Origin of the sequence: Idiomarina sp. A28L (genome assembly GCF_000218785.1) — a bacterium.
GTDB lineage: Bacteria > Pseudomonadota > Gammaproteobacteria > Enterobacterales > Alteromonadaceae > Aliidiomarina.
The window spans coordinates 24513-40061 of record NZ_AFPO01000021.1; the positions used below are offsets into that span (position 1 = coordinate 24513).

Below are 15549 nucleotides of genomic sequence, written 5' to 3' on the forward strand. Positions count from 1 at the left end.
CCACAGGCCCTTATTGTTAACAATCGCTCGAAGCTTTTGATCAACACAACCAGAACTTGTAAGTAAAAACCTAGATCAAAACCAAAGTTTGACAATCTATGTAGCCATAGACTATCTTTTGTCAAAAGAGCATTTAAGAGGGCTTAAATATGCACATATCTCTCACTCCCGAGCTCGAATTTAAAATTAAAGAAAAGGTTGAAACCGGCCTATATAATAATGCTAGCGAAGTTATTCGCGAAGCTTTGCGCTTTATGGAAACTCATGAAAGCTGGGTAAACGAATTAAAGCTCGCCACGTTACGCAACCAGCTGCAAGTGGGCGCTCGACAGCTCGAACGTGGAGAAGGTACTCCTATTGATTCTAGTGAAGCTTTGGAGAAGTTCTTTCACGAAATTAAAGGATAATTTTTTTGCATGGATGCATATAACCTAATTATCTCTCCTGCTGCTAAGGATGATATCAAGAACATCTACGATTTCAGCCGCCTTAACTGGGGTGAAACAAAAGCTACTTACTCTCCATGCCCCAAGAACGCTATCCCTACATATTTCGAGATAAAGCCTGTATAATGCGCGGCAATTCGCTGGGGGCTTTTTTAGGGCTGATAAACAATAAACTAAAGCCACTTTTTGCCAGTAAAAACAAATAATTAAGATAAGTTGGGTGCATGTCGAAGCAAAGCTTAATCAATGAAATAAATATGCGAAGAACCTTCGCAATCATTTCTCACCCCGATGCGGGTAAAACCACCATTACCGAAAAGGTATTGTTGCACGGGCAAAAAATCCAAAAAGCCGGCACCGTAAAAGGCAAAAAATCTGGCCAGCACGCTAAATCAGATTGGATGGAAATGGAAAAAGAGCGGGGCATCTCGGTTACCACATCGGTAATGCAGTTCCCTTATCGCAATTCATTGGTAAACCTGCTCGATACTCCAGGCCACGAAGATTTCTCGGAAGATACCTATCGCACACTTACCGCGGTAGATTCCTGCCTAATGGTAATCGATGCCGCCAAAGGTGTTGAGGAACGAACCATTAAATTGATGGACGTTACCCGCCTGCGCGATACACCAATTCTTACTTTCGTGAACAAGCTCGATCGCGATATTCGCGATCCGCTGGAATTGCTCGATGAAGTAGAGAATGTTCTGAAAATCATGTGTGCCCCGATTACCTGGCCGATTGGCCAAGGTAAGAACTTCAAAGGGGTTTACCACATTGCCCGTGATGAAATTATTTTCTACAAATCAGGCCAAGGCCACCGCATTCAAGAAGTAGATATTTTAAAAGGCATCGATAACCCAGAACTAGATAAGCGCATTGGCAGTTATGCCGATGAGCTTCGCGATGAAATCAATTTAGTGAAAGGCGCTTCTAACGAATTTGATTTGGAGCTGTTTTTAGCCGGCGAGCTTACCCCAGTATTTTTCGGTACCGCGCTCGGTAACTTCGGTGTTGATCACATGCTCGATGGCCTTGTGGAATGGGCGCCAACGCCGATGGGCCGAAATACCGATAAAGAAACCTTTGTTGAAGCGGCGAATGAAAAGTTTTCAGGCTTTGTGTTTAAGATTCAAGCGAATATGGACCCACGGCACCGCGATCGGGTTGCCTTCATGCGCATAGTTTCTGGTAAATACGAACAAGGCATGAAAATGAAGCATGTGCGCCTCGGTAAAGAAGTGCGCATCGCTGATGCCCTCACCTTCGTTGCCGGTGATCGCGAGCACGTAGATGAAGCATGGCCTGGCGATATCATTGGTTTGCACAACCACGGAACCATTCAGATTGGCGATACGTTCACGTGGGGCGATGAATTTAAATTCACTGGTATTCCAAACTTTGCGCCAGAACTATTCCGCCGCATCCGTTTGAAAGATCCGTTGAAGCAAAAGCAGTTATTAAAAGGCCTTGTGCAGCTTTCTGAAGAAGGTGCAGTGCAAGTATTCCGCCCGCTGGCTTCGAACGATTTAATTGTCGGTGCTGTGGGTATGCTGCAGTTTGATGTAGTAGTTCACCGCTTGCGCGCCGAATACAAAGTTGAAGCGATTTACGAAAACATTCAGGTTGCTACTGCGCGCTGGGTATATTGCGATGACGCCAAGAAATTCGAAGAATTTCAACGCAAAGCGCAACACAACCTTTCTATCGATGGCGGCAATCACTTAGCGTATATCGCGCCCACCATGGCGAATTTATCGCTAACGCAAGAGCGCTTCCCAGAAATCACCTTCACGCACACGAAGGAAGTGTAATTCGAAGAGATATAGCAAGATATTCGCCAGTTTATTCAACGATTATCTTGCTATCAAAGCTAAAACTGATAACGAACACCCACAGTAAATGCGTCAACTGATCGTTTCATTTGAAAATGGTTCCATTGCACTCGCAGGCTCACCGCATCTGTAAAGCGGAAACCAAGGCTCACCCCATAGTATGGGTCTATACCGGTGTACTCCGTTTTAATAGTGGCACCGGTAGAGGAAGCGCTTCGTGTGCTCGCCTTCCAATCAAGCATCCCTACTTCTGCACCGATTTGCCACTTTCGGCTAATATCAAAGCGCTTCGCTAAACCTATAGTAAAACCGCTACCTAAAATTGGTACAGTTCCCGCCAGTTCTTCAAACGTTGCCTGCGAAGTAGTTGTATTAACCAACAAATCAACATTGGCAGAGCCCAAATCTACATAACCACCCTTTGCATGCAGATTCGGTGCAATCTGGTAACTAAAATGCAGCATAAAGGCATAATCACGCCCTTTATAACGTTCTATACGCGAGTTTTCCGGTAACAAACTTTCTATTCGCGCGCGAGAATCTTTCGTTGTACTCGTGCCGCCGGCCAACTCCACTTCCCAATTCATCATTCCAGCACTGCTGCTATCGCCTGCGTATACAGGCTGAACATATACCAAGGAAGTTGCCATTGACGTTGCTAAAATCGCGCCTACAACAAAGGTATTCATCTGTCCTCGCTTAACTGCGCGGCGCAAAAAGCCCATCAATGCAGGCTGACGATTCAGCCAGATCAGTAGAACAAACGGCATCAAAATAAGCGACCAACTCCCTTTCGAAGCTTTCTGCTGAATTGAAATAGTTTCCATCACTAACACCGAAACCGAAACTTCGGCAGAAGCTTGCGCACCCAATTCATCCTCAATCGTGTAGCGAATAATATCAGTTCCACCAAAGCCAACACGAGGCGTGTATCGCAATCGATTATCCGCCAAAACCACTACCTGCCCTTGTTCTGCCACCGCCGCTACAACGGTGTTCAAGGTTCCTTCCGGGTCATGGTCATTTGCGAGAACATCAATAATAATCGGAGTTTGGTCATCTGTGGATGCCACATCATTTACAGCAACAGGAGGCGCATTACCCAAAATATCAACACTAATCTGCGCAGATGCCACACCGCCAAAGCCATCGCCAATACTATAAGCAATAGTAGTAATGCCACCAAAGCCCCTTGGCGGGGTATAGCGGAGAAACTCACCATCAACGATATCGGCTTCGCCTATATCTGCGGTGGCCGATAACAAGCGAAGATCATCACCATCATCGTCAATCGCACTTTCAAGTACGTAAATGGACAAACTTTGATTCCAAACCATGCTTACGCTTAAATCGCTCGCACGAGGTGGTGTGTTATCTCCTGCAATAACCGCTACTCCACCGGGATCTAAAATGTTGCCATTGATCTTGCCATCAGCATCATTAGGGCCACCATCTTGAATGTACAACTGAACACAATGGTGCCCTTCTGTTAATCCCGGCTGCCATTGCGCACCTGCAGGCGGAGGGCACACACCAGGCTCACCTGACGCACTGAATACTCGATTATGTTCATCAACCACGAAATCCTGCCATACGCCATCAATGTATTTTCGATATACCGCCCCGCTTGGAATTACATTCTGCTGCGGTACCACTACATAAACGCTTTCACCCGCCTCAGGTATGTTGGTAATAATAAAATCAAATACGCCCCCAACATTCTTAAACTCATCATCCAGTTCAACTAAATGCGAAGAAGCATCTGGTGCAAGCTGAATTGCGCCTAAACTGCTCTCCATAGCTACGCGGCCTCGGCTAATACATACACCGGGCTCAATTTCTGCAAGATACGAGTTCCGTTGCAGAATTTGCTGAGAAATCACATTGCACGAGCGCATCCCATCAAGAAAATCTGGAATACCATTATTATTTGCATCACCAAGACCAATCAGCCGGTCTGGAATACCATTACCGTTTGAATCAGAATCACCCAAAACAGGAAGCACATCGCGAACATCAATGAATACAAACGCTTCATGATTTCCAATAGCGTTATCACTCAAGGACGTTAATAAGCTAATTTTATGAATTCCAGAAGCAACATTGATTGGGTCGAAGCTAAATACTAGTTCATTATTCGCCGCTACTCCGTCAATCTCGGTGATCCAAGTGTGATTAAGCTCATGATCAATTTGCGCTGTTTCACGCTGCCCACGTATCTCAACCATACCAGCGTTTTTTGCCACTATTAGGCGAGGTTCATCATCCTGAAATGCCGATAATCGAGTTGATGGCACTACTGGTTGAGGCGAAACTAAAATCGTTGAGCGATCTACAGCACCGCGGTTTAAGTCGGGCGATAAAACAACCACTATCGATTGTTCGTTTTCTCCATTCAACGAATCATGAATCTCAAACTCGATATGTGTCTCGAGCCCTTCATCGATATAGGCAACACCATCTTTCAAACTATGGCTACTAGGCAGCGCTGTTCCCACTACAGTATAAGGAACCGCCACAGGATACTCCGGCGAGTTACCATTCAAGAAAATACGAATAAATGCCGAACCAGATGGCCCCACAGTCTGTCCGCGGCTTAGTGATATCATCGGATCTACCCACACCTGTTGAGAAACCGTGCTCTCACGCCCTGCACTATCAATAGCTCGCCAGAAAACAATATGCTCACCCGGCTCGAATAGATTATTCCCTTCAACTAAAGCTACAGGAATAGAGCGGCCATCAACATCAATTGCCGAAGCAGTGCCTAAGTTCACTCGTGTTTGTAATCCAGTAGCATTTACCCGAACAAACGACGAAGCTTCAATGCGAGGCGCATCGCCATCAGGTTCACCCGTGATCGTCAATGCAACCAAAGCACTTGCAGTGGTATCTGATTCATCACTGATAACGTACGATAAGTTCACCTGTCCGACAAAATTTTCTGGTGCTTTAAAGTAAAGTGCCCCGCTATCAATCGAAACAGAGCCTACATTTGTTTGCGCAGTAATAAGGGTTAATGCTTCCTCGTCTGCATCATAATCATTTAATAACACGGGCAAAGAATATGTATCGTCGCTACTGCGTTCCAATGAAAACCCATCATCTACCGCCACTGGTGCAGAGTTCACCCAGTAAACTGCAATATCAACACGATACGTTGCAGATTTAAATTCACCATCTTGTACATAGTATTCAAATTCATCAAAGCCACTAAACCGCTCGTTAGGTGTATACGCCCAGCCTTGTTCAGTATCACTTAAAGTTCCGTTCGTTGGTGGGGTAACCACAACTAAATTAAGCACAGCACCGGGTTCCCCCGCTATGCTAGGAACAATAACGGCATCATCGTCTTGGTTTAATTCCGCAGAAATATTTTCGCCTGTTGGTAATAAACGATAACTAGCACTAACCGTGATATTTTCTGTTACGTTCTCAAACCTACGATCCCAGGCAATAAACACACGCCCTTCCGGCGCATCAAACTCCGGCTTTAAAGCGTTTGCACCATACTGAACGCCCTGAACCAATTCACCCCCACCCGTTCGCACTCCACCCTTAAGGTCGAAGGTTACGGTAAAGCTGTTGATGCTATAGGCGGCGGTAACGGTGATGTCCGCGGTAATATTACTAAAACCGCGATCCCAACCACTGAAGTTATACCCGGTGCGGGTTGGCACTGAAGGTGCAGAAGCGCCGCTACCATAAGCCACCGATTCGGTTTTCAATACCGCACCATCGTGATCAACGAAGGTAACTGTGAAACTGTTAATGGCAAATACTGCCGTTACTGTTAAATCGCCAACAACCTCGTTGAAGCTTCGATCCCAGCCAGTAAATGTGTAACCCGGAACAACGGGTGTGTTCGGAATCGCAGCAGCACCACCATGCGCAACCGTTTGAGTTTCGGTAATAACGCCATTTACCACAAAGTTAACCGCGTATTGATTAATCTCGAAATTCGCCTGCACCGCAATATTAAACGCTACGTTCGTATCTTGACGTGTAGCCGTTTCCAAACCATCGCTCCAAGAAACAAACGAATAACCCAAAGCAGGCACAGCCTCAACCGAAGTGCCCGATGCACCCGATGCAACCTCCTGATCAACAGCTCCGGCAATACTCCCGTTGCCCGCAGAGCTGTAATTCAATGAATATAGCGTAATAACAACAACCGGTTCCCACTGCGCATACAAAGTTAAATCACTATCCTGCATTACAACTACAGAACCAGCAGAATAGTTGGTACCCGCGCCACTCGGTTCAGTGTTCCACCCGAAGAAATCTAAATCACCATTGCTAAGTGCACCTTGCGCACTAACCGTAAATGATTTTCCAACCGAAAGGCTATGGCCTAACACCGGTACATTATCGGCAACACCACCATTCGCATCATAAGTAACGTAATAAGGCTCCGTGGCATCGTATTGATGCGCACCAATATCCGGCGCGCCAGATCGGCTGAAGCCACGTTGATCGAGATCGGGCACCAACGCGTCCACAATCCCCGCACCTATCGCTGGGCTCCCAGCGAGCAGCGCGTGAGTTTGCAGTTGCCCGCCATTATCCGCCAACACATCAAGCGCAGGGTCGGTATACAACGAACGCGAATGTTCAACCGATGCCCCTGCTGATGTGTAAAAAAGTTCCCCTAGAATTGAGGATTCAAATACCACATCACCTACTTCTGACCATAAATCACCCGATGCCGCGTTAAAGCCTGCAGCATTGCCAAATAAAATCGAGTTTGTAATACGAAGTTCGCCACTCATTAACTGCACCGCAATACCACCACCAGAACCATTGGTGGTGTTATTGGTAATGGTTGAATTCACAATAAAACCATTACCCTGGTTACGGCTGAAAATACCGGCCCCATAAAGCTGGTTGCTTACAGCGCCAGAATCAATGCTATGGTGGTTATTGGTAATCGTTGTATTTTCAATATGAAAACTCCCTTGAAAAGATATTCCAGCGCCACCCGAGAAATAAACATTTGAGCCTGCGGAATTAATCTGGTTGTTATCTACCAAGCAATTCCGCAGCGAAGCGCCCATTAAGCCATCTAAGCCGGCGCCCCATAAATTCCCGGAACCCTTGATCGTATTGTTGGTTATTCGACAATTTTCAAATATAACTGGAGAAAGCGCATGAACTCCGGCGCCTCGCGCACCAACACCCGTTTGCAGGCCATTTTTCACGGTTAAGTCGGTAAAAATAACCATATCCAAGCCGCTATGAACCGAAAAAACCCTGGCAGACAAGAGTAAATCATCTGTCTGTGCTTGAACTATTGTTTTACGGGCACCGGCACCACGAATCACGATATTTTTCGTTACTGTAATATTAGGTTCAGTGAACGTTTCTGCAGCTAACGTAATAATGTCGTAGGATTTTGCAGCGTTTAATGCAGCCTGAATACTTGTGTAATCAGCACCACTGGCAGCCACGAAAAGTTCATCACGGAAATTAATCGCAATATCGCTTACGCTTGCAGAATTGGTTAGTGCTGCAGATGCATTGATACCGGCGAATGCGGAATCCATAAATTCAACCGAAATTGAGTTTATATTGTTTATTTGTGCCGAGTTAACTGCTACACCAACAAATGTGAAGTTCAGTTCGCTTGGTGAAACATAGCGAACCACCGCAGTTAATCCATCCGGCACATTACCCACGAGCACTTTACCCGATTCGATAAAGTTCTCATCCGCTACGCCAGCGAAACCTTGTTCATCAAATTGATTGTGCGTAATTGAAATATGCCCGGTTAGTGAACCATCGTTATTTAAAGATTCGAGGAACTTAGCAGCTGAATACTGTAAAGCGGGGCCTGCAATTGTTACGCGGATATTTTCTGCGCCCGGCATACCCCTCCAACCCGTTTCTGGTGGTAATTCGGCGTCGCTATAGTTTTCAAAATCTCCCCAAGGCATATCTGGATATGAACTGAGAACCCATATCCCAGTGAAGGATAAAAACAATTCGACGGAGCTGTGCTTATAATAAGGTTTGCCCCCGCGCTCTCCAGCTTCAACGTAGAGCCCATTGTAATCAGGGCCATAAGCGGTTGGGGCACCAGAAACAACGTAATCCGCTTGAGCAGAGGCAGAAACAAAAAGTAGGAAGAACAAACAGATTCGCAGCAACATCCAGGATTATACCTATACTGAAACCCACCTAGCGCGTGGCAAGATGAGTGAGTTATCAAAAGTCACCGAGTATAGGTGTTTAATTTGATAAAAGTATAAGTATTTATTTTATTTGTTAACATTCACCTAAAATAGCGCTTAAGCGCCGAGGGCCATTACCAGCGCATTTTCGCGGCTTTTGCCGGGGCGAGTGGGCTGGTAGTACTCTACGCGGCACCCTATCTCATTAAAGCCGAGTGATTCATATAGGCTGATTGCGGCTCGGTTGCTCTCGCGCACCTCGAGGAAGATCATCCATTCTTGCTCGCCTTGCTCATTCGAGGCGTAATCAATCACGTTTTCTAGCAGCACACGGCCATAGCCGTTGCCGCGATATTCTGGGTCTACAGCAATATTAATCAAACTAAGCTCATCAAGAACTTTATGCACCACCGTATAGCCAATCAAGCGCGTGCCAGTTTCGGTTATGGCATACAACCCCACCACTCGGTAGCCGCCTCCAAAACAAAGCCCAAATACTTGCCCGCTCCAAGGCACCGCATGTGATTGCTTTTCAATTTGCATCATATCCGGAGTGAGGCGATCAATATCGGCAATAAATAAACGCTGCTTTTCTTTTGTCATTGGCTTCTTATCATTTATGCGCTAACTATTGCTAATTCAGCGCCGGTTTCAATTCCGCCCAAAGCGTTTGTTTTTGTTCAGGGCTAAGTTGGTTTTGCGCATACGCGCTGCAATCTATAGCCACCTTATCGGCCGAAACATGAGAAACTTGCACCGGCCGGCCACCAATAAACGATGATAAATCCCGTAACCAATCAAAACTCGCGGCGGGAATATCATTCGGGAACACCAAAAACCATGGCCCAAGGCGATAATGCGCTGGTTGCGGCGCTTGGGTTTCTTCTGCCGCTGAAGGCTCTTTGTTCTCAGCTGAAGGCTCTTTGCTCTGAGCTGAAGGCTCTGTACTTGGAGCTGAGGGCTCCTCACGAGCTGAAGGCTTCTCGGCAACAGGCTCCACAGCCTCGGGCTCTGCCGAAACATCGCCACCTTTAAACTCATAAATCGGTATGCCTAGCGCAGCCATTGCCGCCCGTTGTTGCTCGTTCCACATACTCAAACCCCATACCATAAAGTGTTACCTATTATTCTAACCTAATTCCAGCGCATATAAGGTCATCAAACCAATAACTAACACAAGGGCAAGGCTCGCAAATGTTCCAACAATTACGTATTCGGTTTGTGCTCGAGTTTTTGCTTTGCGTAGATCGCCAAATCTAAATACTGATTTCGCGGCCACTACAAAACCGATAGCCGCATATTGCTGAAGGAGAATTAGCGTAAGTACAATTAGTCGTTCATAGATGCCTATCATCTTCCCTGCATTCACAAGGCCTTCGTTCCAATCTCTAGCGCTCTTATCATCCACATTACAAGCTCCATTCACTTGTTCACTCACTCGATTAAGATCGGCAATCAGTGGCTTTAATAACATTGCTATAAAAATCGATGCTGGTTTCATTACGAAAAGAAACGAAAGAACTACAACCGAAATTGAAAACCAATCGATATACCCAAAAATGTAGGAGATATTTTGAAACTGTTCTGTTACCGCTAGCCAAAGTAAAACCAGAATAAGTACATGCAGGAATTGATCTATTAAAAAGTATCTATTTCGTTCCGGAAGATGTGATTTTGCTAGGTCAATAAAATAATGTGAAACACCAACTGTCAAAGTAAACCAAATGAGCATTAAGCTTGCACCAGAAAACAAGAGCCAACCTGCGGTAACGGTAAACGTTAAACCCAAGTGAATAATTGCGTGATGTACCAAATACAGCGAGCGAACTCCTCGTTCTCGCTTATCGTCAACCCAATGCCGAGGCTGAAGATAAAAATCGCCTATGATATGGGCGATCAACAGAAATATCAGAAAAGGTAGTTCAAACATCTATAGCAAATCCTTTGATTTGGGTAAGTTGCTTTTGAAAAAATGAATATAGGCATCAACTAATTTGTAATCACTTGCTGTTAATAACTGTGTAGTATTTACCCTACTTTTCGCAAGCTCTTTAGCCAATTGCTTATGGGTTAACTTTGGATGTTGAATGTGTGCCAACAGTGCCTGAGCTTGTGCATATTTCAGTTTTGATAAGTGAACATCAAGGAACCTAGTCAGTAACACTATATTATTTTGAAACGTCTCGTTTAGAGTATGAATCGCCAAAAGCTCTCCCTTCATACTCTCTAGTCCTTTACCAGAAAGAATAAAAGCATCACCCGTAGATAACTTCACATTTTCTCTCCGGCTAGTAAGCGCACCTATACCAATGCTCTGCCTTACTTCAACGCTAGGAGAATGAATTAACATCGTTAACCGAATAATCAACGCTGCGGTAATCACCTCTTTAATATTACTGGTAACAAACTGGAAAGAATCACCGCGAAACACGTCAAAACTACCAAGCGTTGTTCTTTTTACCTCACCCAACACCACCTGCAAGAGTTCAAGCATACTATCGTAGTCATGGTCACGATAAGTGCGGGAATCTACAACATCACCTGTAATTACTGCTATTACCTCAGTACTCATAGATACTCCATTCCAAAACTGACACCCCGAAAGTAATTATTTTTAATTACATATACGAAAGTAATTGATTTCGGTTACTTTCATTAAGGTAATCCATTTTAGTTACATTCGCAAATCAAAGAAGAGCCACATAAAAATACTAGCAAGATATTCCCCATCACGCTTGCTTAAACCACTACTACGCATTAATTTTACACTCATGGTATGGAGGTAAGTACATTGCACAGCTATACTGGCAATTAATAAAAAAGAACGCCGCTTTTTACTTCCGATTGGGTGACCCCGGTTGCGGTCAATAAAAGCGCGTTAAAAACAGCCAAGTTGGAGAATAAGTTTGAATTATATGAAGGGAATACTAGGGGCAGCGGCGTTATTACTGCTTCCTAATTTAAGCGGCTGCACATCGGTATTTGGCGATGTTCAAAACACCATAAATTACGCCCTGCAAACGGCGAAAAGTAACGATAGCGATTTATCCCCCGCCGATATCGAAGCATTTCCTTATTCTGCCCAATATATCCGCCGCGATGGCAGCAACCGCGTATTAGTAGTGCTCGGCTACATCGATACCGTGGGCACAGAAAAGCAATACAGCTGGATAAGCCGCGATAGCATCACCGTGGTAACCGAAAATGGCCGAGTGATTAAAACCTTGGGCCAAAAAGCCGAAATCAGCGCCGCCAAACTCGGCCAGCACGATTTGGTATATGTGAACAACCGCGAAAACGATCCACTACGCTGCATCATTCAAAGCCACACCAACAACAGCACCTGCAACACCCGTTGGGAACGGCAAATCGATTATGTCGACCGCGATCGCCAACGCAGTGAAAATGTAGTTTCAGAATTTCGTATTGTGTCCGGCCCCGAGCCAATGGGCTTTCCGTCCGGTGAGTTCACTGTTTACCATGTAGTAGAAACCGGGCACTTCACCGCCTCGGGCGTTGCCTTTGAAAATGATTTTTATATCGAAGCCGATGGCCATGTGGCGCGCAGCAAGCAAAAGATCCTGCCTGAAAATGAATACATCAGCCTTATCCAAGTAAAATGGGTAGGCCGCGATTCGGCTGGGGCCCAATAATGAACAAACAAGTAATGAACAAGCAAATAAGAAACACGCAAATAGTGAATAAAAAAATTAATAACAAGAAAGCGAATCCAAATATGCCAACTAGCTTCAAACGCTCTCCCTTGAATGCTGCCGTTCATAACGCGCTTTATTGTTTACTCGCGTTAAGCGTTGCCACCCCGTTTGCCGCCAGCGCCGCGCTAGAAAGCGCACAACAGAGCCCTCAGCGGGCAGAGAGCCCTCAGCCAGCGCGTGAGCAAACAGAGCGAGAAAGCGCACAGCAGCGAGAAAGCGCACAAAGAGAGCAACAACAGCAACAGCAGGCCACCCAAGAAATCACCATCGAGCTGCAAGAGCCCGCTCGCCTGCAAGCCCTACTCGCCTTCGCCGAGCAACAGCTAAATCAGCAACGTGAGCAACAAGGCGCTTCAGCGCAAGATATCTATTGGCCTGCAGCGCGGTTAATTTTGAACGATAGGCAAGAAGAAGCCGAAGCCGCGCGCAACCAAGTAATGAACGATTTAACCCTACTCGCGCAAAGCAAACCGCTACTCGCCGAAAGCCTACGCGAACAAATTCAAACCTGGCGTTTAGGTGTGCAAACCTATGGTGCGCCGAATATCTACAAAGCGCGCCTAGATTTAAACTACAACCCGTTGCTGCAAGCCGGCAGCTACACATTTATTTTACCCAGCCAGCCCGAACACGTGTATGTATATGGCTTAACCGAAGCCTATGGCAAGCAGCCATTTGTAGCTAACCAAACCGTGCGCGGATATATGTTGGCGCAACAGCAAAGCAATGTATTGCTCGATGAGCATAACCCCGAGCAAGTAACCCTAGTGCGCACCAGCGCCGCCCATCGGCAAAGCCCTGCGGTAGCCCTACCTTGGGGTAGCCACAACGCTGGCGGCCATCAAGTGCAGCCGGGCGATATGCTATTTGTTGGTTTGCGCGAGGGCTCGGCATGGGGCTTATTGCCATTAGGCAAGCTTGGGCATAGCCTCGATAAAGCAACCCGCGAAAACATTCCGGAGTTTGCCGAAAACTTGAATCAGCTGTTGGGTTATTTTGTTAGCGATAGCAATGCCGATACAACCGCTAACGCAAGCTCCGCAAACAAAAGTGCGGCCGCAGCCAACACCCTGCGCCCAGAGCACAATTGGGGGCAACTATTGCGGCCATGGTCGATAAACCAGCACAGCAGCTGGGAACGGCAAAACAACAGCGAATTGGCAGTAAACGCCACGCTAGAAAATACTGAAAACCGCCGCCACACATACAATAACTACGGCAGCATTGGTTTAATTCAAATGCCCACAGCCCGCCACGCCGAAGCCGGCGCATTTAATATCAGTTACAACGATATGAATGAATATTATCGTTACACGGTTTCTGTGCAGCTATTTGATTGGCTCGAAGCCAGCGCGTTTTATTTGCGTATGCCGAATCGGTTGTACAGTCGCGATCCGAGCTTCTCAGGCACCAGCATTCTTACCGATAAAGGCTTCGATGTAAAAGTGCGCCTAGCCAAAGAAAGCACTTACTTCCCAGAAATCTCGGTAGGTTTAATTGATTTCGCTGGCACCGGCCTACTTAGCAGTGAATATATTGCCGCCAGCAAAGCGTGGGGCCCATTCGATTTCACCCTCGGCCTCGGTTTTGGCCGCATGGGCACCGCCGATCATTTTAAAAACCCATTCTGTATCCCTTCCAGTTCCTTCTGCGATCGCCCAAGCGGATATAGTGGCCGTGGTGGTACACTTGAGGTAGGCCAGTGGTTTCGGGGCGATGCCGGCTTATTCGCTGGGGTTGAATATCAAACCCCAATCGATCGTTTGCGCCTAAAACTAGAGTTTGAAAGCAACGATTATTCACAAGATCGTGCAGGCGTTACCATAAATCCAAGCACAGCCTTTAACTTTGGGGCTAATTGGCAGCTCAACAACGCCATTGATTTAAGCCTAAATTACGAACGTGGCGATGTGCTTACCTTTGGTATCAACATCACCACCAACTTCAACAACATGGCGCAAATTCAACTTAACCCTGAACGGCCAGCTGCAGTATTGGCCGATGCTGGGCAAGCTCCCAGAAGCGAAAGTTTCGAAGAGGTTAACTACCAACGGCTCGATCGAGTTCTACAGATTCAACGCAGCTATCATTACAACGAGTATGTTGTTGAAGAAATGGAATTCAACGATACCTCTTATAGCGAAGCTTCCCAGCAAAACGCAGAAAATCAAGAAGCGTTGCGCCATCGAGTTACCTTATATACCCATGCAGGACGCTTCCGCTCACCTAGCGAACGCCTCGATCGCACAGCCCGCGCGTTACTTGCTGAATTACCTACAAGTGTGCAAGAAATTGAAATCGTTGAGCAGGCTTCAAAACAACCTATAGTAAGCTACACCTTCGATGCCGATGCTTATCGCCTACAAATTGCCAACGCCGATCCAGATAACGCCCCTGAACAAGCGTGGAAAAGCATTGAGCGCACAGAACCAACACCTAGGCCAACCAATGAAAGCGAAAGCTGGGCCCTGCGTTATGAAGATACCACCGGCGCACCAAGCTGGGGTATTCGCCCGCACTTAAAGCAAGGCTATGGTTCACCAGAAACCTTTATGTTCTATCAACTCATGGCCAGCGCCTTTAGCACTTGGCAAATTGATAGAAACTGGCAGTTACATGGTGATATTGGTATCAACATCATTAATAACTACGATAAGTTCAACTTCACCGTAGATAGTGATCAATCGCCAGTGCCAAGGGTGCGCACGTTCACCCGCGAATATTCACAAAGTGATGTATGGCTAGAAAACCTGCAAGCTAGTTATTACAAAGCCATAACGCCGAAGCTGCATGTAAGTGCTTATGGCGGATACCTTGAACAAATGTTCGGTGGCCTAGGCGCAGAGGTGCTATATCGGCCATTAAATAGCGCGTTTTCATATGGGGTAGATATTAACCGCGTACGCCAACGTGATTTCAACGGCAGGTTTGGTTTCCGCGATTACGAAGTAACTACTGGTTTTGCCTCGCTTTATTACGATGCCGGGCAACACTTCAAATGGCTCGATGGCGGTTTGTTAACCTTAAGCGCTGGCCAGTTTTTAGCCGGCGATAAAGGCTTAAACATTATATTCCAACGCCGCTTCGATAGTGGGGTAACGCTAGGGGCTTTTGCCGCCTTTACCGATATGTCTACCGCCGATTTTGGTGAGGGTTCGTTTAACAAAGGTTTCTTTATTAATATTCCTTTCGATCTCTTTACTATTTCGCCTTCACGCAGCCGCGTAAACTTTGGCTGGAGCCCACTAACCCGTGATGGCGGCCAGCAACTGCAACGTCGCGTGCAATTATGGTATACCACCGATGAGCGTTCCCCGTATCAAAACCGGGAATAATAGGGAAGTAAACGGTAAGCCAATATAATCACAACTAAAAATTC

Annotated in this window: 9 protein-coding genes; 4 read left to right on the plus strand and 5 right to left on the minus strand. The window is 46.3% G+C overall.

Going from position 1 to position 15549, the window contains the following annotated elements; translation table 11 throughout:
• The first annotated feature begins 149 nt into the window (after positions 1-149).
• Positions 150-407 (plus strand): type II toxin-antitoxin system ParD family antitoxin, encoded by a 258-nt coding sequence (locus A28LD_RS07990; RefSeq protein WP_007420570.1) that lies wholly within the window; start codon positions 150-152, stop codon positions 405-407.
• Between the two features lie 263 nt (positions 408-670).
• Positions 671-2260, plus strand: a complete 1590-nt coding sequence (gene prfC / locus A28LD_RS07995) for a peptide chain release factor 3 (protein ID WP_007420572.1) — start codon at positions 671-673, stop codon at positions 2258-2260.
• Between the two features lie 59 nt (positions 2261-2319).
• Here prfC and A28LD_RS11970 read toward each other — a convergent pair whose 3' ends face one another.
• The 5 genes from A28LD_RS11970 to A28LD_RS08020 all read right to left on the minus strand — a co-directional run bounded on the left by A28LD_RS11970 (position 2320) and on the right by A28LD_RS08020 (position 11026).
• Complete coding sequence (locus A28LD_RS11970) at positions 2320-8433, minus strand: Ig-like domain-containing protein (RefSeq protein WP_007420573.1); 6114 nt, start codon at positions 8431-8433, stop codon at positions 2320-2322.
• A 138-nt stretch (positions 8434-8571) separates the two neighbouring features.
• Entirely contained in the window at positions 8572-9057 is a 486-nt protein-coding gene (gene rimI, locus A28LD_RS08005) for a ribosomal protein S18-alanine N-acetyltransferase (RefSeq protein ID WP_007420574.1), read from the minus strand.
• A 31-nt stretch (positions 9058-9088) separates the two neighbouring features.
• Positions 9089-9547, minus strand: coding sequence for a hypothetical protein (locus A28LD_RS08010; RefSeq protein ID WP_139043557.1), 459 nt, complete (start codon positions 9545-9547; stop codon positions 9089-9091).
• 36 nt (positions 9548-9583) lie between these two features.
• Positions 9584-10384 carry a DUF3307 domain-containing protein gene (locus tag A28LD_RS08015; RefSeq protein WP_007420576.1) on the minus strand — a complete coding sequence of 267 codons (801 nt, stop codon included), beginning with the start codon at positions 10382-10384 and terminating at the stop codon, positions 9584-9586.
• Positions 10385-11026 carry a hypothetical protein gene (locus A28LD_RS08020; RefSeq protein ID WP_007420577.1) on the minus strand — a complete coding sequence of 214 codons (642 nt, stop codon included), beginning with the start codon at positions 11024-11026 and terminating at the stop codon, positions 10385-10387.
• A gap of 343 nt (positions 11027-11369) precedes the next feature.
• Between A28LD_RS08020 and A28LD_RS08025 the strand changes: the two genes are divergently transcribed.
• Positions 11370-12107: a YjbF family lipoprotein gene (locus A28LD_RS08025; protein WP_040487194.1), complete on the plus strand. Its 738-nt coding sequence runs from the start codon at positions 11370-11372 to the stop codon at positions 12105-12107.
• Entirely contained in the window at positions 12107-15505 is a 3399-nt protein-coding gene (locus A28LD_RS11975) for a YjbH domain-containing protein (protein WP_007420579.1), read from the plus strand. The genes A28LD_RS08025 and A28LD_RS11975 overlap by 1 nt, the downstream gene beginning before the upstream one ends.
• Positions 15506-15549: the final 44 nt, after the last annotated feature.